This window comes from Stenotrophomonas sp. YJH_SMC_106-19, from assembly GCF_059368375.1.
The window spans coordinates 228,764-248,979 of sequence record NZ_JCAFRQ010000001.1 but is presented as its reverse complement, the minus strand read 5'-3'; the positions used below and the strand labels follow the sequence as shown (position 1 = coordinate 248,979).

General features: G+C 66.1%; 13 protein-coding genes. 6 read left to right on the top strand and 7 right to left on the bottom strand.

The window, feature by feature from the left end:
• Positions 1-4: 4 nt before the first annotated feature.
• On the top strand, positions 5-673 hold the full coding sequence (locus AC5P5M_RS01080) for a DUF2058 domain-containing protein (RefSeq protein ID WP_495205481.1): 669 nt from the start codon (positions 5-7) through the stop codon (positions 671-673).
• A 60-nt stretch (positions 674-733) separates the two neighbouring features.
• Here the strand turns inward: AC5P5M_RS01080 and metH are convergent, their stop codons facing one another.
• The 3 genes from metH to AC5P5M_RS01065 are packed head-to-tail and all read right to left on the bottom strand — an operon-like array spanning position 734 to position 5,510.
• Positions 734-3,418, bottom strand: coding sequence for a methionine synthase (metH, locus tag AC5P5M_RS01075; RefSeq protein ID WP_065182908.1), 2,685 nt, complete (start codon positions 3,416-3,418; stop codon positions 734-736).
• Between the two features lie 57 nt (positions 3,419-3,475).
• On the bottom strand, positions 3,476-4,567 hold the full coding sequence (locus tag AC5P5M_RS01070) for a homocysteine S-methyltransferase family protein (RefSeq protein WP_065176054.1): 1,092 nt from the start codon (positions 4,565-4,567) through the stop codon (positions 3,476-3,478).
• Positions 4,568-4,580: 13 nt separating this feature from the next.
• Positions 4,581-5,510 carry an ArsR/SmtB family transcription factor gene (locus AC5P5M_RS01065; RefSeq protein WP_053515410.1) on the bottom strand — a complete coding sequence of 310 codons (930 nt, stop codon included), beginning with the start codon at positions 5,508-5,510 and terminating at the stop codon, positions 4,581-4,583.
• A gap of 152 nt (positions 5,511-5,662) precedes the next feature.
• On the opposite strand from AC5P5M_RS01065, the gene AC5P5M_RS01060 reads away from it, so the two are divergent.
• Together AC5P5M_RS01060 and AC5P5M_RS01055 are read left to right on the top strand one after the other, a co-directional pair.
• Positions 5,663-6,811: an acyl-CoA dehydrogenase family protein gene (locus AC5P5M_RS01060; protein WP_053515412.1), complete on the top strand. Its 1,149-nt coding sequence runs from the start codon at positions 5,663-5,665 to the stop codon at positions 6,809-6,811.
• Positions 6,812-6,937: 126 nt separating this feature from the next.
• Entirely contained in the window at positions 6,938-7,225 is a 288-nt protein-coding gene (locus AC5P5M_RS01055; protein WP_053515414.1) for a hypothetical protein, read from the top strand.
• Positions 7,226-7,304: 79 nt separating this feature from the next.
• Here AC5P5M_RS01055 and AC5P5M_RS01050 read toward each other — a convergent pair whose 3' ends face one another.
• Genes AC5P5M_RS01050 through AC5P5M_RS01040 form a run of 3 tightly spaced genes read right to left on the bottom strand, consistent with a single transcriptional unit; the run spans position 7,305 to position 12,409 of the window.
• Positions 7,305-10,478 (bottom strand): multidrug efflux RND transporter permease subunit, encoded by a 3,174-nt coding sequence (locus AC5P5M_RS01050; RefSeq protein WP_053515416.1) that lies wholly within the window; start codon positions 10,476-10,478, stop codon positions 7,305-7,307.
• A gap of 15 nt (positions 10,479-10,493) precedes the next feature.
• Positions 10,494-11,753 (bottom strand): efflux RND transporter periplasmic adaptor subunit, encoded by a 1,260-nt coding sequence (locus AC5P5M_RS01045; protein WP_053515418.1) that lies wholly within the window; start codon positions 11,751-11,753, stop codon positions 10,494-10,496.
• Positions 11,753-12,409, bottom strand: a complete 657-nt coding sequence (locus tag AC5P5M_RS01040) for a TetR/AcrR family transcriptional regulator (protein ID WP_053515419.1) — start codon at positions 12,407-12,409, stop codon at positions 11,753-11,755. The genes AC5P5M_RS01045 and AC5P5M_RS01040 overlap by 1 nt, the downstream gene beginning before the upstream one ends.
• A 251-nt stretch (positions 12,410-12,660) precedes the next feature.
• On the opposite strand from AC5P5M_RS01040, the gene AC5P5M_RS01035 reads away from it, so the two are divergent.
• The 3 genes from AC5P5M_RS01035 (at position 12,661) to AC5P5M_RS01025 (ending at position 19,602) form a co-directional block, all read left to right on the top strand.
• Positions 12,661-17,637: an NAD-glutamate dehydrogenase gene (locus AC5P5M_RS01035; protein WP_180875579.1), complete on the top strand. Its 4,977-nt coding sequence runs from the start codon at positions 12,661-12,663 to the stop codon at positions 17,635-17,637.
• A 199-nt stretch (positions 17,638-17,836) separates the two neighbouring features.
• Positions 17,837-18,610, top strand: a complete 774-nt coding sequence (locus AC5P5M_RS01030; protein WP_053515423.1) for an NAD kinase — start codon at positions 17,837-17,839, stop codon at positions 18,608-18,610.
• A 47-nt stretch (positions 18,611-18,657) separates the two neighbouring features.
• Positions 18,658-19,602 carry a 5'-nucleotidase gene (locus tag AC5P5M_RS01025; RefSeq protein ID WP_053515425.1) on the top strand — a complete coding sequence of 315 codons (945 nt, stop codon included), beginning with the start codon at positions 18,658-18,660 and terminating at the stop codon, positions 19,600-19,602.
• 34 nt (positions 19,603-19,636) lie between these two features.
• Here the strand turns inward: AC5P5M_RS01025 and AC5P5M_RS01020 are convergent, their stop codons facing one another.
• Positions 19,637-20,188 carry a DUF2939 domain-containing protein gene (locus tag AC5P5M_RS01020; RefSeq protein WP_197601043.1) on the bottom strand — a complete coding sequence of 184 codons (552 nt, stop codon included), beginning with the start codon at positions 20,186-20,188 and terminating at the stop codon, positions 19,637-19,639.
• Positions 20,189-20,216: the final 28 nt, after the last annotated feature.

Here is a 20,216-nt window from a genome sequence, read left to right as displayed (position 1 = left end):
ATCTATGAGCGATACCCTCCGCGACCAGTTGCTGGGCCTGGGCTTCAAGCCCGCGCCCAAGCCCGAGCGCAAGAATGATGGCCCCCGCCGTGATGGCCGCCCGCAGGGCAAGGGCGGCAACGGCAATGGAAAGCCACAGGGCGCAGGCAAGGGCGAGCACACGCCCGGTGAGCGTCGCGGTCCCGGTGGTGCGCCGGGCAAGCCGGGGCAGCACCGTGGACAGGGCTCGCGCAGGCCGCGCAGTGCCGAGGAGATGGATCTGGCCAAGGCCTATGCCATCCGTGCCCAGAAGGAGAAGGAAGAGCGCATCGAAGCCGAGCGCCTGAAGCAGGAGGAAGCGCGTCAGCGCCGCGAGGCGAAGGCGAAGCTGGAAGAACTGCTGAAGGACAAGGGCCTGAATGACGAGGCGGCCGACATCGCGCGGCACTTCCCGTATGGCGGCAAGATCAAGCGGATCTATGTCACCGCGGCACAGCTGACCGCGCTCAATGCCGGCGAGCTGGGCGTGGTGCAGCTCAATGGCCGCTATCTGCTGGTCACCGCCGAGGTGCTGAACCAGGCCGAAGCCGTGTTCGCGGCCTCGGTGGCGCTGAAGGTCGATCCGGATGCCCCGGCCGAGGACGATCCCTACGCCGATCCGCAGTACCAGGTGCCGGATGACCTGGTCTGGTAAGCCTGCACCGCAGTGATCGGAAACGCCGGGCAATGCCCGGCGTTGCTGTTTCTGCGCGGTCTATTCGGGATCGTAGTCGAGGTTGGATGCGAGCCAGCGCTCGGCCTGGGCGCGATCCACGCCCTTGCGCCGCGCGTAGTCGCCCACCTGTTCGCGGCTGAGGCGGCCGACCACGAAGTACTGGCTCTGTGGATGGCTGAAGTAGTAGCCGGAGACGGCCGCGGTGGGCAGCATCGCGAAGCTCTCGGTCAGCGTCATGCCCGCGTTGGCTTCCGCCTGCAGCAGATCGAACAGGCGGCGCTTCTCGCTGTGCTCCGGGCACGCTGGATAGCCGGGGGCGGGCCGGATGCCGCGATACTTCTCGTCGATCAGCGCATCGTTGTCCAGCGCTTCGGTGCGGTCATAGCCCCAGAACTCGGTGCGCACCCGCTGGTGCAGGCGTTCGGCCAGTGCTTCGGCGAAGCGGTCGGCCAGGGCCTTGAGCAGGATCGCGTTGTAATCGTCGTGCTCGGCTTCAAAGCGCGCGACATGGGCATCGATGCCGATACCGGCGGTGACCGCGAACGCACCGATCCAGTCCTGTCGCCCGCTGTCGGCCGGTGCGATGAAATCGGCCAGGCAGAAGTCGGGGCGCTCGGCCGGCTTGTCGACCTGCTGGCGAAGGAAGTGCAGGGTGGTCTCGCCCTGTGGATGCTGCACGCGGACATCGTCACCGACACTGTTGGCCGGCCACAGGCCGAACACCGCCTTGGCGGTCAGCCACTTCTCCGCGACGATGCACGCCAGCATCGCCCGGGCGTCGCGGTACAGCTCGCTGGCCTGGGTGCCGACGATCTCGTCAGTGAGGATGGCCGGAAACTTGCCAGCCAGTTCCCAGGCCTGGAAGAACGGCGTCCAGTCGATGTAATCGACCAGTTCCGACAGGGGATAGTCTTCGAACACATGCAGTCCGGGCTGGTTCGGAACCGGGGGCACATAACTGTCCCAGCCGCCCTGGAATTTCTGGCCGCGCGCGTGCTCCAGCGAGACCAGCCGCTTGGCATCGCCACGGTTGCGGTGACGGGCGCGGATCTCGGCGTAGTCGGCTTCATTGGCAGCAACGAAGCCCGCGCGCAGGTCGCGCGAGATCAGCGACTGGGCCACGCCCACCGCGCGCGAGGCATCCTTCACCCAAACCGTAGGGGCATGGTAGTGCGGGTCGATCTTCAACGCCGTGTGCGCGCGCGAGGTGGTGGCACCGCCGATCAGCAATGGCAGGTCGAATCCCTGGCGCTGCATCTCGCGGGCGACATGGCTCATTTCCTCCAGTGACGGCGTGATCAGCCCTGACAGGCCGATCAGGTCGGCCTTGTGCTCGCGGGCCGCATCGAGAATCTTCTGCGCCGGCACCATCACGCCCAGATCGACCACCTCGAAGTTGTTGCAGGCAAGGACCACGCCGACGATGTTCTTGCCGATGTCGTGCACATCGCCTTTCACGGTGGCCATGATGATGCGGCCGTTGCTCTTGGCGGTGTCACCGCTGCGGGCCTTCTCCGCCTCGATATAGGGCAGCAGGTAGGCCACCGCCTTTTTCATCACGCGGGCCGACTTCACCACCTGCGGCAGGAACATCTTGCCGGCACCGAACAGGTCGCCGACGACGTTCATGCCATCCATCAACGGCCCTTCGATCACGTCCAGTGGACGGCTGGAGGCCTGCCGTGCCAGCTCGGTGTCCTCTTCCACGAACGCATCCAGCCCGTGCACCAGGGCGTGGGCCAGGCGCTGCTCGACCGGCTTGGCGCGCCAGGCCATGTCTTCGCTTTTCACCTTGCCCTTGCTGCCCTTGTAGCGTTCGGCAATCTCCAGCAGGCGCTCGGTGGCGTCGGGGCGGCGGTTGAGGATCACGTCCTCCACGCGCTCGCGCAGGTCCGGCTCCAGTTCGTCATAGATCGGCATGGCACCGGCGTTGACGATGCCCATGTCCATGCCGGCGGCGATGGCGTGGTACAGGAAGACCGAATGGATCGCCTGGCGCACCGTTTCGTTGCCACGGAACGAGAACGACACGTTGGAAACGCCGCCGGAGACGTGGCAGTGCGGCAGGGTCTGCTTGATGATGCGCGTGGCTTCGATGAAGTCCACCGCGTAGTTGTCGTGCTCCTCGATGCCGGTGGCGACAGCGAAGATGTTCGGGTCGAAGATGATGTCCTGTGGCGGGAAGCCGATCTCATCGACCAGAATGCGGTAGGCGCGCGTACAGATCTCGACCTTGCGCGCACAGGTGTCGGCCTGGCCGCTTTCGTCGAACGCCATCACCACCGCTGCCGCGCCGTAACGCAGCACCTTGCGCGCGTGTTCGCGGAACAGGGCCTCGCCTTCCTTCAGCGAGATCGAATTGACCACGCTCTTGCCCTGCAGGCATTTCAGGCCGGCTTCGATCACGCTCCATTTGGACGAGTCGACCATCACCGGAATGCGGGCGATGTCGGGCTCGGACATGATCAGGTTGAGGTAGCGGGTCATCGCCGCCTCGGAGTCGATCAGGCCCTCGTCCATGTTGACGTCGAGGATCTGCGCGCCACTGGCCACTTGTTGCCGGGCCACGTCCACGGCCTCCTCGTAGCGGCCTTCCTTGATCAGCTTGCGGAACTGCGCGCTGCCGGTGACGTTGGTGCGCTCGCCGACGTTGACGAACAGCAGGTCCGGGGTGATGACCAGCGGTTCCAGGCCGGACAGGCGGGTGGGGCGGACAGGCGTCATGGCAGGCAGTGGCTCAGCAACGGCAGGGCGGGAAGTGCGGAACGGTGGCGGCGACGTTCATGCCGCCTGGTCCTGGCGGTCCGGCAGGACACGCGGTGGCAGTCCGGCCACCGCCTGGGCGATGGCACGGATGTGGTCGGGGGTGGATCCGCAGCAGCCGCCGACCAGGTTGAGCAGGCCATCGCGGGCGAAACCGCGCAGGGTCGCCGCCATTTCTTCGGGGGTCTCGTCATACTCGCCGAAGGCATTGGGCAGGCCGGCATTGGGATGCGCGCTGACATGGCAGTCGGCAACCTGCGACAGCGTTTCGACATGCGGGCGCATCGCATCGGCACCCAGCGCGCAGTTCAGGCCGATCGACAGGGGCCGCGCGTGTGCCAGCGAGGCGTGGAAGGCTTCGGCGGTCTGGCCGGACAGGGTGCGGCCGGAGGCATCGGTGATCGTGCCGGAGATCATCACCGGCAGGCGCGCACCGCGCGCATCGAAGGCTTCCTCCACCGCATACAGCGCCGCCTTGGCGTTGAGCGTGTCGAAGATGGTTTCGACCATGAGGGTGTCCGCGCCGCCGTCGATCAGGCCATCGATGGCTTCGCGGTAGGTGTCGCGCAGCTCATCGAAACTGGTGTTGCGGAAGCCCGGATCGTTGACGTCGGGACTGATCGATGCGGTGCGGCTGGTGGGGCCAAGCACGCCGATCACGAAGCGCGGCTTGCCGGGCGTGGTGGCTTCAACGGCATCGCAGCAGGCGCGGGCCACGGCGGCGCCGGCCTTGTTCAGTTCGTACACCAGATGCTCGAGGTGGTAGTCGGCCTGGCTGACCGAGGTGGCGTTGAAGGTATTGGTTTCCACCAGGTCCGCGCCGGCTTCCAGGTAGGCGGTGTGGATGTCGGCGATGACCTGCGGCCGGGTGAGCAGCAACAGGTCGTTGTTGCCCTTCAGATCGTGGCCCTGCGGCGCGGCGTGGTCGCAGCCCGGCCCGTGCAGGTGATCGTAGCCATCGGCGAAACGCTCACCGCGGTAGTCGCCTTCCTGCAGGCCATGGCGCTGGATCATCGTGCCCATCGCTCCGTCGATGATCAGGATCCGCTCGCGCAGCGCGCCCAGCAGGGCATTGGCACGTTCGGGGTGCAACCAGGGCAGGACGGGCATGATGATTCCGGACTCAGGGCTTGTTGGCGATCAGCGAGATCACTTCGAAGTGCGGCGGCCGCTTCTCGCGGGTGACCGTCTCCAGGCTGGAAACCTGCAGGCCGGCCTTGTCGACGAATTTCTTCAGTTCCTTGTCGCTGAAACCCAGGTTGACGTGACCATAGGCTTCCACCGCTGCCTTGTGTTCGTGGCGCGCCAGGCTGCACAGCAGCAGGCGGCCGCCCGGGCGCAGCACGCGCGCGGCTTCGGTGACGGCCTGCGCCGGCTTGCTGGCGTAGGTCAGTGCGTGCATCAGCACCACCAGGTCGAAGCTGCGGTCCTTGAAGGGCAGGGCATGCATGTCACCCTCGCGCACTTCCACATTGGGCAGGCGGCGCAGGCGTTCACTGGCAGCGGCCACCACGCGCGCGCTGGTGTCGATGCAGATGTAGCGCTTGGCATGCGGTGCCACCAGTTCGGCCAGCACGCCGTCGCCGGACGCGATATCGAGCACGTCGCCGGTTTCCAGCAGGGGCAGGGCGGTACGCGCCAGCGCCTCCCAGGTGCGGCCCGGAGAATAGTGACGTTCCATGTCGCCGGCCACGCTGTCGGCCCAGTTCTGGTCCGCGGCGCGGCTGGCCAGCACGGCGGCGACCCGTTCAGCGTCCTGGCGCAGCAGTGGATCGTCGCTTCCGTTGCTCAAGGCATGCCACAATGCGCGCTGCGCCGGATCCAGCTGCGCTTCGTCGAAGCGGTAGTAGGCCGACACGCCGGCGCGGCGGTCGCGGACCAGGCCCGCTTCCTTCAGGCGCGCCAGGTGAGTGGACACGCGCGGCTGGGCCAGCCGGGTGATCGCCGAAAGCTCGGCCACGGTCAGCTCTTCCTGCTCCAGCAGCGCCAGCAGGCGCACCCGCGTCGCATCGGCGAACACCTTCAGGCGGGTTGACCAGTCTTCCAGATCCATGAATATCTACCTATCGCGATATAGAGATATATTCGCTGGATCGGCCGCCGTGGTCAAGTCGGTGGCGTATGGAAACTCCCCGGGCCCCGGTACAATCGGCACACCTGGGCGCGCGCTGCGCGGCCATAACCTCATGTACCCGGGAGGGTGTTGTGGATTTCAGCTTTACTGAAGAGCAGTTGATGCTGCAGGACGTGGCGCGGCGCATCGCGCAGGAGAAGATCGCCCCGAGCGCGGAGCATCATGACCGTACCGGCGAGTTCCCGCTGGAGAACATCCGCCTGCTGGGCGAGAACGGCCTGATGGGCATCGAGGTACCGACCGAATACGGCGGCGCTGGCATGGATCCGATCGCGTATGTGCTGGCGATGGTGGAGGTCGCCGCTGGCGACGCGGCCCATTCGACCATCATGTCGGTCAACAATTCGCTGTTCTGCAACGGCATCCTGACCCACGGCAGCGAGGAGCAGAAGCAGAAGTACGTGCGCGCCATCGCGGAGGGCGAGGCCATCGGTGCATTCGCCCTGACCGAGCCGCAGTCCGGTTCGGATGCGACCGCCATGCGTTGCCGCGCGGTCAAGCAGGCCGACGGCACCTACGTCATCAATGGCAAGAAGAGCTGGATCACCTCCGGCCCGGTGGCCCGGTACATCGTGTTGTTCGCGATGAGCGAGCCGGACAAGGGCGCGCGTGGCATCACGGCTTTCCTGGTCGACACCGAAAAGGCCGGCTTCGGCCGTGGCAAGACCGAGCCGAAGCTGGGCATCCGTGCCTCGGCGACCTGCGAGATCGAATTCAACGATTACGTCGCCCAGCCGGAAGACGTGCTGGGCCAGGAGGGCGAGGGCTTCAAGATCGCCATGGGCGTGCTCGATGCCGGGCGCATCGGCATCGCATCGCAGGCCATCGGCATCGCCCGTGCCGCTTATGAAGCGACGCTGGAGTATGTGAAGGAGCGCAAGGCGTTTGGCGCGCCGATCGGTACTTTCCAGATGACCCAGGCCAAGATCGCCGACATGAAGTGCAAGCTGGACGCAGCCCTGCTGCTGACGCTGCGCGCGGCATGGGTGAAGGGCCAGGGCAAGCGTTTCAGCAATGAAGCGGCCATCGCCAAGCTGACGGCGTCGGAAGCGGCGATGTGGATCACCCACCAAGCCGTGCAGATCCATGGTGGCATGGGCTACTCCAAGGAAATGCCGCTGGAGCGCTACTTCCGCGATGCCAAGATCACCGAGATCTACGAGGGCACCTCGGAGATCCAGCGCCTGGTGATCGCCCGCAACGAGACCGGGCTGCGCTGAGTCGAAACGGCTGCGCCGCTGCAACAGCGGCGCAGCCGGTAGATCCATGCCCTGCATGCACGGGCCTGTTGGTCGGGCGATGCCGATCTGTTCCAATGCAGGGCCTTTTTTACAGGTTCTGCAGAGATGATCTATCGAGGTTGGGGAATCCTGACACTGGTGACGCCGATCGCAGCGATCCTGCTGCTGGCTTACCTCTTCCCGCACGATGGCCCCCGGGGCAACATCCCGCTGCCCCAGGTGCTGCTGGGGGCAGGCATTGGTGCAACCGTGAACGTGCTGCTGGGCTTGTGGCTCAACCGTACTCCCCGGCAGAAAGGGGAAACTGCGCCCCACCACTTCTTCTTCGTACCCATGCAATGGGCCGCGCTGGTTCTGCTGGCGGTGTGCGTGGCGGTCGCGCTGCTGCGCTGATCTGCTCTGGCATCCCCCCGCGATAAACAAAAAAGGCCCCGGATCGCTCCGGGGCCTTTTCGTTGCAGCGCAGGGTGGATCAGCGATCCGGACGATGCGCTGCTTCGCCCTCACGCTGGCGGCTGAGGAATTCCTTCGACGGCTCGTCCAGCTTGTCGCCGAGCATGCGCCGCACGACCACGAAGAAGACCGGGATCATCAGCAGGCCGAGCAGGGTGGCGAACAGCATGCCGCCGATCACGCCGGTACCGATGGCGTGACGGGAGTTGGCGCCGGCGCCGCTGGAGATCGCCATCGGGATCACGCCCATGATGAACGCGAAGGACGTCATCAGGATCGGGCGGAAGCGCAGGCGTGCCGCCTCGATGGTGGCATCGCGCAGGTTCTTGCCCGCCGCACGCTGCTCCACCGCGAACTCCACGATCAGGATCGCATTCTTCGCCGCCAGGCCGATAACGGTGATGAGGCCGATCTTGAAGAACAGGTCGTTCGGCAGGCCACGCATCATCGACAGGCCGATGGCACCGAGCACGCCCAGTGGCACCACCAGCAGCACCGCTACCGGGATCGACCAGCTTTCATACAGCGCCGCCAGGCACAGGAACACCACCACGATGGACAGCACCAGCAGCAGCGTCGCTGCGTTGCCGGCCAGGATTTCCTGGTAGGACATGCCCGACCAGTCGTAGCCGAAGCCGGCCGGCAGGTCGTTGTTGACGATGCTCTCCATGGTCTGCATCGCCTCACCCGAGCTGGTGCCCGGCGCCTGCGAGCCGACGATGTTGATCGCCGAATAGCCGTTGTAGCGGCTCAGTGACGGCGATGCGGACACCCATTCGGACTTGACCACGGTGCTCAGCGGGATCATCGCGTTGGTGCCGTCGGCGTTGGTGGTCAGGCTGGAGGGGCTGTAGAAGCTCTTCAGCGACTCCTGGCCGGTGCGGTACGGGCCATCGGCCTGCATGGTCACGCGCTTGATGCGGCCTTCGTAGAAGAAGTCGTTGACGTACACCGGCGCCAGCATCAGCTGGATGGTGCTGTACACGTCCGACACCGACATGCCCATCGACTGCGCCTGCACGCGATCCACGTGCAGCTGCAGCTGCGGAGCGTTCTCCAGGCCGTTCGGACGCACGCCAACCAGTGCTTCAGGCTTCTGCGCCGCCTGGCCAAGCAGGATGTTGCGGGCCTGCGTCAGCTGCTCGTAGCCGGCACCACTGCGGTCCTGCAGCCACATGTCGAAGCCACCGAACTGGCCCAGGCCCTGCACTGTCGGCAGGTTGACCACGAAGATCTGCGCTTCCTTGATGCCGTAGAACGCGCCGTTCATGTTCTGGATGAACTCCGGCGCGGTGAACTCGCGTTCTTCCCACGGCTTCAGGCGGATGAAGCCCATGCCCACGTTCTCGCCGGAACCGACGAAGCTGAAGCCGGCCACCTGCAGCATGCCTTCAAAGCCATCCTGCTTTTCCAGAATGCCGCGCATCTGCGCGAACACCTCGTTGGTCTGGCCCTTGGTCGAGCCCGGGGGCAGCTGCACGATCGCCAGCGCATAGCCCTGGTCTTCTTCCGGCAGGAAGCTGCCCGGCATGCGCGTGAACAGGAAGCCGCACAGCGCGGTCAGTACCACGAACAGGATCATCCAGCGCGGGGCATGGCGCACCGCCGAGGTGATGTGGCCCACGTAGGTGTGGCTGATCTTGTCGTAGTACTTGTTGAAGGTGCGGTAGACGATGTTCGGGTTGTCGTTGTGCGTCGGCTTCAGGAAGGTCGCGCACAGCGCCGGGGTGAAGCCCAGCGCGAGGAAGGCCGAGAACGCCATCGAGATGGCGATGGTCAGCGCGAACTGCTTGTAGATTTCGCCGGCGGCACCGCCCTGCAGTGCGGACGGGATGAACACCGCTGCCAGCACGACGGTGATCGCCACCACTGCGCCGGTGATCTGGGTCATCGCCTTCTGCGTGGCCGGCTTCGGTGCCAGGCCTTCCTCGCTCATGATGCGTTCGACGTTCTCGATCACCACGATGGCGTCGTCGACCACGATGCCGATCGCCAGCACCATCGCGAACAGGGTCAGCTGGTTGATCGTGAATCCGATCATCCACATGCCCAGGAAGGTACCCAGCAGGGCGACCGGGATGACCAGGGTCGGGATCAGGGTGGCGCGGAAGTTCTGCAGGAAGATCAGCATCACCAGGAACACCAGCAGCACCGCTTCGAACAGGGTCTTGACCACTTCCTGGATCGAGATCTTGACGAAGGTCGTGCTGTCGTACGGCGAGAACCAGGTCACGCCGGCCGGGAAGCTGGGCTGCAGTTCGTCCATCTTGGCACGCACCGCATCGGCCACGTTCAGGGCGTTGGCGCCCGGCAGCAGCTGGATGGCGAAGGCACCGGTCGGCTTGCCGTTGTACTGGGTGTCGAAGCCGTAGTTGTTGGCACCGAAGGCGACGCGGGCGATGTCCTTGAGCAGCACGCGCGAGCCATCGGCATTGGCGCGCAGGATGATGTTCTCGAACTCCTGCGGCGAGCTGAAACGTCCTTCAGCCGACACGGTGGCGGTGAAGTGCTGGCCTTCCGGCGACGGGTCCGAGCCCAGTGCACCGGCGGCGAACTGCACGTTCTGCGCGCGCACTGCAGCCAGGACCTGGCTGGCCGAGAGACCATAACCCTGCATCTTCTCCGGGTTCAGCCAGATGTTCATGGCGTACTCGGAACCGAACTGCTGGGTGCTGCCGACGCCGGGAATGCGCGAGACCTGGTCGAGCACGCGCGAACCGACGATGTCGTTCAGCGCGTCACGGTTGATCGCCGCCGTATCCGACTGCAGGGCCACGACCATCAGGAAGCCGGCATTGGCCTTGGCCACCACCACGCCCTGCTGGGTCACCTCCGACGGCAGTCGTGGCGTAGCCAGCGACACCTTGTTCTGCACCTGCACCTGGGCGATGTCCGGATCGGTACCGGTCTCGAAGGTGAGGGTGATCTGCGCGCGGCCATTGGACGAGGACGAAGAGCTGAAGTACAGCAGGTGATCGATACCGGTCAGCTGCTGCTCGATCACCTGGGTGACCGATTTTTCGGTGGTGTCCGCGCTGGCGCCCGGATAGGTGGCCGAGACGGTCACCTGTGGCGGAGCGATGTTGGGATAGGACTCCACGCCCAGGTTGAGGATCGCGATCACGCCGCTGAGCGAGATCAGGATCGCTACCACCCAGGCGAAGACTGGATGTTCGATGAAAAATTTAGGCATGACGGAAGGTTCCCGTTACTGCTTGTTCGAGTCGGTGGCGGCCGGCGCGGCCTTGTCGGCTGCGTCGGTCTGGGCCGGAGCCTTGTCGGCGGCAGCGGCGGGTGCGGCCGGGCCGGCACCGCCGGCCGCGGGCTTGCCGGCGGCGTCCTGCCCCGGGGTCCAGGGCTTGGCGACGGCCGGGCTGCCTTCCTTGACCTTCTGCACGCCGGCCACGATCACCTTGTCGCCGGCGGCCAGGCCATCGCTGACCAGCCAGTTGCCGCCCTGTGCGCCTTCGGTCTTGACGTTCTTGCGCGCCACCTTGCCATCGGCACCGACCACCATCACGTAGCCGCCCGTGGTGTCGCGCAGCAGCGCCTGCTGCGGCACCAGGTAGGCATTGTTGCGCTCGCCGAGGTTGGCCTGGAAGCTGACGAAGGCTCCCGGCAGCAGGATCTGCTGCGGATTGGGCAGCAGCGCACGCAGCGACACCGCGCCGGTGGCCGGGTCGACCGTAGTCGAGGAGAAGTCGAGGGTTCCCGGCTCGCTGTAGGTGCTGCCATCGGCCAGCTTCACGTTGACGGTGGCCTTGCCGTCGCCGGCCAGGGCCAGGGCGCCCTTGGCCTGCTGCGCGCGCAGCTGGGTCAGCTCGTCCACGCTGAGCGAGAAGTTGACGTACAGCGGATCGAGCTGGTCGACGGTGGTCAGCAGGGTCACGTCGCCCTGGCCGACCAGTGCGCCCTCGGTCACCTGCTGCTTGTTGGCCACGCCGCTGATCGGCGCGGTCACTTCGGCGTAGCCCAGGTTGATCCGCGAGGAGGTCACCGCCGCTTCGGCCTGCTTGACCGCGGCCAACGCAGTGCGCTCGGCCGATTCGGCGTTGTCCAGGTCGGACTTGGAGACGAACTGCTGCGGTGCCAGCGAGCGGGCACGATCGGCCGCCACCTTGGCGTTGGCGTAGGTGGCGCGCGCCGACGCCAGCTGGGCCTCGGACGCGTTCAGCGAGGCGCGCAGCGGTGCCGGGTCGATCAGGAACAGGGTCTGCCCCTGCTTGACCTGGGAGCCTTCCTGGTAGACGCGCTTGAGCAGCACGCCCGGCACGCGTGCGCGGACATCGGCACTGCGGAACGGCGACAGGCGGCCGACCAGCTCGCGCTGCAGCGGCAGGGTCTGCGGCTTCGCATCGATCACGCCCACCTCCGGCGGCGGGGGTGTCTGCTGTTCCGGTTTCTTGCAGGCAGCCAGCGCGACAGCAACGGCGCACGTCAAGGCAAGGGTGCGGAGTGGGGCGGTCATCAGGAGGAACTCCGGGGTTGGTTTGTAGACGGGGCCGGCGACGGTTGCGGCGCAAACGCGCGCAGGAAGCTGTCGACGGAGAACTCTGCCCAGCGCCGACGCAGGAGCGCGTCATCACGATGGGGGGTATGGAAGCGCTGTTTGTCGAAATCCTGACCGGCGATCATGCTCAGCAGCAGTTCGGCCATGAAGTGCGGGTCGTCATGCCGGAGCAGGCCACGCCTGCAAACGGTTTCAATCCATTCAGAAAGATGAAGTGTCAGCGCGCCAGCACCGTGCCGGTACAGCGCCCGGGCCTCTTCGGGGAACTGGGCGGCATCTGCAGCGATCAGCCGGCAGGCCTGGCCGACATGCGGTTGGTTGAAATGCTCCAGGAAGTCGATGGCGAACTGCAACAGGCTGGCACGCAGGTCGTCACTGCGGAGTGCACGCAGCATTGCCCCCGTCGCGTGTCCCACATGCCGCTGCATCACCCGCCGCAGCAGTTCCTGCTTGCTGCCATAGCGCGAGTACAGGGTCTGCTTGGAGCAGCCGGCCTGCTGGGCCACCGCATCCATGCTCATCTGCATGCCCTGCCGGGCCAGCAGTTCGCGCACGGCATCGAACACGCGCTCATCGCGCGCATCGAGGGCAACGGGGAAGTAGGCCGGGTTCACGCGGTGGACTATACCGTCCAGTTCAGGATTGTGGAATCGAAACGACGTTCCCGCGTGTGTCTTCCGGTAACACGCTTTGCCGATCCTGTCGGCAAGGCGGCCGCCCCCCGCTCGCTCCGTACCTGGGCGAACTGAATAGGCGTCTAAACCGCAGCAAACCCGAATCTGCTTATTCCGTCCTGCAGCAAGGCCTTTTCGCGCGGGAGGGCTACAATTTCATTTTCCCAACTGAGCAAGCGCATCGCTCTGCCATGAAACCGCAAAAAACCGCAGCCAAGACCGTGAAAAACAAGACCAAACCAGCTGAGTCGGAGGTCGCAGTGACCGCTGGTTTCTCCCTGGAGCCGGTATACACGGCCTTGCGCAAGCGTTACCCGGCGGCCGCCCAGGCCGAAGCAGTGGCGTTTGCCGCTGACTTCTACAAGCGCATGGAGGCGGACGAGTTCCCGCACCACAGCGCTGAAGAGTGGGCCGCGCTCGCGGCCGAGACGCTGGAGTTCGCCCGTGCCCGCAAGGCCGGCAAGGCCAACGTGCGCGTGTTCAATCCGACGGTGAAGGCGAACGGTTGGGAATCGCCGCACACCGTGCTGCAGATCATCAACGACGACATGCCGTTCCTGGTCGACACCGTGACCATGTCACTGGCCGAACAGGGCGTGGGCGTGCACGTGCTCGGCCACCCGGTGCTGCGCTTCACCCGCGACAAGGCCGGCAAGCTGGTCAAGGTCGGCGAGGGCGAGGCCGAATCGGTGATGCTGCTGGAGATCGACCGCCAGCCGGCCGATGCCATGGCCGCCATCGAGCAGGCCATCGGCAAGGCGCTGGACGAAGTGCGGGCGATCGTGCGCGACTGGCAGCCGATGAAGGACAAGGCACTGGCACTGGCCGACGATCTGGGCAGCCGTGCGCTGCCGGTCGACGATGCCTCGCGCAGCGAAGCGCAGGAGTTCCTGCGCTGGGCCGCCGACAACCACTTCACCTTCTTCGGCTACCGCGAGTACCGCGTCGAGAAGCAGGGCAAGGAAGACGTGCTGGCGCCGCTGAACGAGACCGGCCTGGGCCTGATGCGCGGCAAGGACAAGTCCGCCGCACGCCCGGTCAAGACGCTCGCCGCCCAGGGCCTCAACGCCACGTCGGGGTTGAAGGACGCGCTGATCCTGACCAAGACCAATGCGCGCTCCCGCGTGCACCGCGCCGGCTACATGGACTACATCGGTGTGCTGGAATTCGACGCCAAGGGCAGGATCATCGGCGAGCAGCGCTTCCTCGGCCTGTTCACTTCCAGTGCCTACAACCGCCGCCCGTGGGAAATCCCGCTGGTGCGCCAGCGCCACGAATACGTGATGAAGCAGTCCGGCCTGGCCGCGTCCAGCCACAGCGGCAAGGCACTGCGCCACATCCTGGAAACCCTGCCGCGCGAAGAACTGTTCCAGTCCAGCGAGGACGAACTGTTCCGCACCGCGATGGGCGTGCTGGGCCTGCAGGAGCGCGTGCGCAGCCGCCTGTTCCTGCGCCGTGATAAGTACAGCCGCTTCATCTCCGCGCTGGTCTACCTGCCGCGCGAGCGCTTCAACACCGACGTGCGCCTGCGCATCGAAGCGATGCTGAAGGAAGCGCTGCATGGCGAGTACGTCGACAGCTCGGTGGTGCTGGGTGAATCGCCGCTGGCGCAGGTGCATCTGATCGTGCGACCGAAGCCCGGCGAGATGCTTGACGTGGATACCGCCGAACTGGAGCGCAAGCTCGCCCAGGTGCTGCGCAACTGGCAGGACGACCTGCGCGAAGCGCTGGTGGCCCGTCATGGCGAAAGCGAAGGCCTGCGCATCGCGGCCCGCATCGGCAAGGCACTGCCGGCCGGCTACATCGAAGACAACAGCACCGCAGTTGCCGCCAACGACGTCAGCCAGCTCGACGCGCTGACCGGTCCGGACGATCTGCGCCTGAGCCTGCAGGCGGTGCCGCGCGAAAGCGGCGATGGCCTGCGCCTGAAGCTGTACCGCCAGCTGGACGACATTCCGCTGTCCGACGCGCTGCCGATGATGGAGAACATGGGCCTGCGCGTGATCGCCGAGCGCCCGTACCGCCTGTCGGTCGACAACGCCCCGGTATACGTGCAGGACTTCGAGGTCGAATCGACGGCCGGTGCGATCGATGCCGCCAGCGTCGACGAAGCCTTCGGCGAAACCTTTGCCCGCGTCTGGCACGGTGATGCCGAGAACGATGGCTTCAACCGCCTGGTGCTGGCCGCCGGCCTGCACTGGCGCCAGGTCGCCATGCTGCGCGGCTACTGCAAGTATCTGCTGCAGACCGGCGTGCCGTTCTCGCAGGCGTACGTGGAAGGCACGTTCGCCCGCTATCCGCTGCTGGCGCGCCTGCTGGTCGAACTGTTCGAAGCGCGCTTCGATCCGGCCACCGGCCACGAGAGCAAGGACGACATCGCGGCCGGCCAGGCCCAGCTGAAGGCCCACTTCGATGTGCTGGCCGCCGGCGACGAGGCCACCCTGAAGGTGCTCAAGACTGTGGTCGATGCCCGCAAGGGTGACCGCGACGCGCAGATGCAGGCCGCGCGCGATGCGCTGCTGAAGCTGATGGACCGCGTGTCGAGCCTGGACGAAGACCGCATCCTGCGTTCGTTCATGGGCGTGATCGATGCCACCCTGCGTACCAGCTACTACCAGACCGACGCCAATGGCCAGCACGGCCATGTGATCAGCTTCAAGTTCGACTCGGCGCTGGTGCCGGACCTGCCGAAGCCGCGTCCGTACCGCGAGATCTTCGTCTACGGTCCGCGCGTGGAAGGTACCCACCTGCGCTTCGGCGCGGTGGCCCGTGGCGGCCTGCGCTGGTCGGACCGTCGCGAAGACTTCCGTACCGAAGTGCTGGGTCTGGTCAAGGCGCAGATGGTCAAGAACACCGTCATCGTGCCGGTCGGTGCGAAGGGCGGCTTCTTCGCCAAGACCCCGCCGGTGAACGGCGACCGCGACGCGATCTTCGCCAACGGCGTGGCCTGCTACAAGCTGTTCATCCAGGGCCTGCTGGACATCACCGACAATATCGTCAACAACAAGATCGTGCCGCCGGTGGATGTCGTGCGGCACGACATGGACGATCCGTACCTGGTGGTGGCCGCCGACAAGGGCACGGCGACCTTCTCCGATATCGCCAACGGCCTGGCCATCGCGCACGGCTTCTGGATGGGCGATGCGTTCGCCTCCGGTGGTTCGGTGGGGTACGACCACAAGGGCATGGGCATCACCGCGCGCGGTGCATGGGAGTCGGTCAAGCGCCACTTCCGTGCGCTTGGCCGTGACAGCCAGAGCCAGGACTTCACCGCGGTCGGCGTCGGCGACATGTCCGGCGATGTGTTCGGCAACGGCATGCTGCTGTCGCGCCACATCCGTCTCGTCGCGGCATTCGACCACCGCCATATCTTCCTTGACCCGAACCCGGACGCGGCGACCTCGTTCGTCGAGCGCGAGCGCATGTTCACCGTGCCGCGTTCAAGCTGGGCAGACTACGACGCCAAGCTGATCAGCAAGGGTGGCGGCGTGTACCCGCGCAGCCTGAAGTCGATCGAGATCACCCCGCAGGTGCGTGAAGCGCTGGGCCTGGACGAGAACGTCAAGGCGCTGTCGCCGAACGACCTGATGAGCGCGATCCTGAAGGCACCGGTGGACCTGCTGTGGAACGGCGGCATCGGCACCTACGTGAAGGCCGCCAGCGAGCAGCACAGCGATGTCGGCGACCGTGCCAACAACGCACTGCGCGTGAACGGTGGCGAGCTGCGCTGCAAGGTGGTGGGCGAGGGCGGCAACCTCGGCATGACCCAGCTGGGCCGTATCGAGGCCGCGCAGGCCGGCGTGCTGCTCAACACGGACTTCATCGACAACTCGGCCGGCGTGGATACGTCGGACCATGAAGTCAACATCAAGATCCTGCTCAACGATGTGGTGCGGGCGAAGAAGCTGACGGTCGACCAGCGCAACAAGCTGCTGGCCTCGATGACCGATGAAGTCGCCGACCTGGTGCTCAACGACAACTATCGCCAGAACCAGGCGCTGAGCCTCATGGAGCGGATGGCGGTCAAGCGCCTGGGTTCCAAGCAGCACTTCATCCGCACCCTGGAACAGCAGGGGCTGCTGGACCGGCAGATCGAGTTCCTGCCGTCCGATGCCGAGCTGTCCCAGCGCAAGGCGCGCGGCCAGGGCCTGACCCGTCCGGAGCTGTCGGTGCTGCTGTCCTACTCCAAGCTGGTGGCGTTCAACCAGCTGCTGGAGTCGGATATTCCGGAAGATCCGTACCTCTCCAAGGAGCTGCTGCGCTACTTCCCCACGCCGCTGCAGAAGAAGTACGCCGATGCGATGGAGCGTCACCGCCTGAAGCGCGAGATCATCGCCACGGCGGTGACCAACCAGACCATCAACCGCATGGGCGCAACGTTCCTGATGCGCATGCAGGAAGACACCGGCCGCTCCATCGCCGAGGTCGCCAAGGCCTACACCATCAGCCGCGAGACGCTGGATGCGCGCGCGCTGTGGGCGCAGATCGACGCCCTCGACGGCAAGGTGCCGGAGTCGGTGCAGATCGACGCGCTGGAGGTGATCTGGAAGCTGCAGCGTTCGTTCGTGCGCTGGCTGCTGTCGCGTCCGGGTGCGATGCCGGGCATCACTGAAGCGGTCAACCGCTATCAGGGCCCGTTCAACGACATCCGTGTCGCGTCGGGTGTGCTGCCGGACTCGCAGCGTCCGACCTACGAGGCGCTGGTGGCCGAGTGGAAGGAGAAGGGGCTGCCGTCCGCGCTGGCACAGCAGCTGTCCGAGCTGCACTTCCTGGAACCGGCGTTCGACATCATCGAACTGGCCCGTACCCGCAAGCTGAAGCCGGTGGACGTGTCCAAGGTGCACTTCCGCCTGGGCGATGCCCTGCAGCTGCCGTGGCTGTTCGAGCAGGTCGATGCACTGGAAGTCAACGGCCGTTGGCATGCGGTGGCACGCGGCGTGCTGCGCGACGAGCTGGCCGCCAACCATCGCAACCTGGCCGGTCAGGTGCTCGCCACCAAGGGCGGCAGTGCCGAGGCCAAGGTGGCTGCATGGATGGGCCGCGATGACAACAGCCTGCGCTTCACCCTGGCAATGCTGGCGGAACTGGCCGAGCAGAAGACCCTGGACTACCCGACCGTCTCGGTCGCGGTCCAGCGCCTGGGCCAGCTGGCCGCACACGGTGCGTGACTGATGTAGTGCCGGGCCACGCCCGGTCTGCGTGAAACGGAGCGGCCCCGCGAAAGCGGGGCCGTTCTGTTTCTGGCCACTGGGGATTCGCCGGGCATGGCCCGGCGCTACCGGAACGCGGAACTTCGCCGGGCCATGCCCGGCGAGCGTAGCGGCGCTCGGTTATGCTCTCCCTCACGCCTTCCCCCCGGATCCACCGATGAGCGACACCCCCCGCATCGCTTTCCTGGCAAGCACCACCGAAGCTGCGCAGATGGCCCGCGCGGCCATGGTCGCGCGCTTTGGCGACCATGCCCCCGAGCAGGCCGACGTGCTCTGCCCGCTGGGCGGTGATGGCTTCATGCTGCAGACGCTGCATCGTCACGGCCACCTGGGAAAACCGGTGTTCGGCATGAAGCTGGGCACCGTAGGTTTCCTGATGAACCAGTACCGGGGCGACGACGACGTCAATGCACGCATCGCCCGCGCGGAACCGGCCAACCTGCGTCCGCTGGAGATGGTGGCGCTGACCGAATCGGGCACCAGCACCGGTTCGCTGGCGTACAACGACGTGTCCCTGCTGCGGCAGACCCGCCAGGCTGCGCACATCGGCATCGACCTCAATGGGCAGGAGCGGGTGGCCGAACTGATCGGCGACGGCGTGCTGGTTGCCACGCCCGCAGGCAGCACCGCCTACAACTATTCGGCCCACGGACCCGTGCTGCCCTTGGGCTCGCACACCATCGCGCTGACGCCATTGGCACCGTATCGCCCGCGACGCTGGCGTGGTGCCATTCTCAAGGCGGATACGGAGGTGCGCTTCCGCGTGCTGGACCCCTACAAGCGACCGGTCAGCGTGACCGCCGATTCGCACGAGACGCGCGACGTGGTCGAGGTGACCATCCGCGAGTCGCGCGACCGCCGGGTGACATTGCTGTTCGACCCGGAACACAATCTGGAAGACCGGATCCTGAGCGAACAGTTCGTTTTTTGAGGACAATAGGTTGCCGGTCGCGTCGACCGCCAGAAGGACCCCCACCGATGGGTGACAACTCCCCCCGTTTGCTGACCGTCGCGGTGACCTCGCGCGCCCTGTTCGATCTCGAGGAAAGCCACGCGCTGTTCGAGACCGATGGCGTGGCGGCCTATGCGGAGTACCAGCGCCAGCACGAGGACGACATCCTCGGTCCCGGCGTGGCCTTCCCGGTGGTGCGCAAACTGTTGGCGCTGAACCAGGGCGCCAGCCCGGAGAACCCGCGCGTCGAGGTGATCCTGCTGTCGCGCAATTCGGCCGATACCGGCCTGCGCATCTTCAATTCGATCCAGCACTACGGCCTGGGCATCATCCGTGCCACCTTCACCGCCGGTGAGCCGACCTGGCCCTACGTGAAACCGTTCGGCACCGATCTGTTCCTGTCGGCCAATCCGGAGTCGGTCCGCAGTGCGCTGCGCCACGGAATCGCCGCTGCGACGATCCTGCCCAAGCCACCCGGCGAGACCGCTGCGGCCGCCGCGGACCAGATCGACACCGGCCGACCGTCCGGCCAGCTGCGCATTGCCTTTGACGGTGATGCGGTGATCTTCGGTGATGAAAGCGAGCGCATCTCGCGTGAACAGGGGGTCGAGGCATTCGGCCGCCACGAGCGCGAACGTGCGCGCGAACCGCTCAGCGGTGGCCCGTTCCGCGGCTTCCTGTCCGCGCTGCACACGCTGCAGGAGGTGTTCCCGGCCGGTGACAGTGCGCCGATCCGCACGGCGCTGGTCACCGCCCGTTCTGCGCCCGCGCACGAGCGGGTGATCCGCACGCTGCGCGAATGGGGCGTGCGCCTGGACGAGGCGCTGTTCCTGGGCGGCCGCCACAAGGGGCCGTTCCTGCAGGCCTTCGGTGCCGACATCTTCTTCGATGATTCGCAGCACAACATCGACAGTGCCCGCGAACACGTTGCCGCGGGCCATGTGCCGCACGGTGTCGCCAACGAGGGATGACGCGGTAGCGCCGGGCCACGCCCGGCGTTCTGCATCATGGGGTGCCGGCCATTCCCAACTGCACGTCAACCACTTTCCAGCGCAGCCCCTGCGGTTCCAGCACGACCTTCAACGGTGGTTGGCCCGGGCCGCGATCAACGTCGACGACGAAGCGGTCGAACGCTTCGAAACGGTGGCGGGCGTTCTTCAAAGGCCGTGCCGGTTCGGTCGCCGCGAAGGCATCTCCGCCCTGCAGCTCGTTGCGCCCACGCTTCCACAGCACATGGCCCTGCAGCATCGCACCGATGCCGGTCGGGGTCATCAGGGTGTCCACCGCCGCGCCCCCAAGCTGGTCGCCCAGGCCGTAGAGCAGGGCGCCGAACGGACTGCTGGCCACATCGGGGCCGGCCTGGCGCACGAGGTAATCATTGAGTTGCGCACGCAGGCTGACGCGCACGCGCGGAAAGTCGACGTAGCGTTCCAGTGCGGCGGTATCGCGCTGTTCGATGGCCTTGGACAGACCCTGTATGGTCAGGTAGGGGCCGCCGAACCACACGCCGGTCAGGGCAATCACCAGCAGGACCACGATCGCAGTGAGCTTCTTCATGCTGCCAGACTGCCGCAAGTGCGGCCGG

What these genes read in the sequence shown, in the direction of transcription:
- AC5P5M_RS01065 (WP_053515410.1), bottom strand. Translation starts at nt 5,510, where the DNA reads ATGGATCTGGAAGACTGGTCAACCCGCCTGAAGGTGTTCGCCGATGCG.
- AC5P5M_RS01020 (WP_197601043.1), bottom strand. Translation starts at nt 20,188, where the DNA reads ATGAAGAAGCTCACTGCGATCGTGGTCCTGCTGGTGATTGCCCTGACC.
- AC5P5M_RS01025 (WP_053515425.1), top strand. Translation starts at nt 18,658, where the DNA reads ATGGGTGACAACTCCCCCCGTTTGCTGACCGTCGCGGTGACCTCGCGC.
- AC5P5M_RS01035 (WP_180875579.1), top strand. Translation starts at nt 12,661, where the DNA reads ATGAAACCGCAAAAAACCGCAGCCAAGACCGTGAAAAACAAGACCAAA.
- metH (WP_065182908.1), bottom strand. Translation starts at nt 3,418, where the DNA reads ATGACGCCTGTCCGCCCCACCCGCCTGTCCGGCCTGGAACCGCTGGTC.
- AC5P5M_RS01055 (WP_053515414.1), top strand. Translation starts at nt 6,938, where the DNA reads ATGATCTATCGAGGTTGGGGAATCCTGACACTGGTGACGCCGATCGCA.
- AC5P5M_RS01080 (WP_495205481.1), top strand. Translation starts at nt 5, where the DNA reads ATGAGCGATACCCTCCGCGACCAGTTGCTGGGCCTGGGCTTCAAGCCC.
- AC5P5M_RS01050 (WP_053515416.1), bottom strand. Translation starts at nt 10,478, where the DNA reads ATGCCTAAATTTTTCATCGAACATCCAGTCTTCGCCTGGGTGGTAGCG.
- AC5P5M_RS01045 (WP_053515418.1), bottom strand. Translation starts at nt 11,753, where the DNA reads ATGACCGCCCCACTCCGCACCCTTGCCTTGACGTGCGCCGTTGCTGTC.
- AC5P5M_RS01070 (WP_065176054.1), bottom strand. Translation starts at nt 4,567, where the DNA reads ATGCCCGTCCTGCCCTGGTTGCACCCCGAACGTGCCAATGCCCTGCTG.
- AC5P5M_RS01030 (WP_053515423.1), top strand. Translation starts at nt 17,837, where the DNA reads ATGAGCGACACCCCCCGCATCGCTTTCCTGGCAAGCACCACCGAAGCT.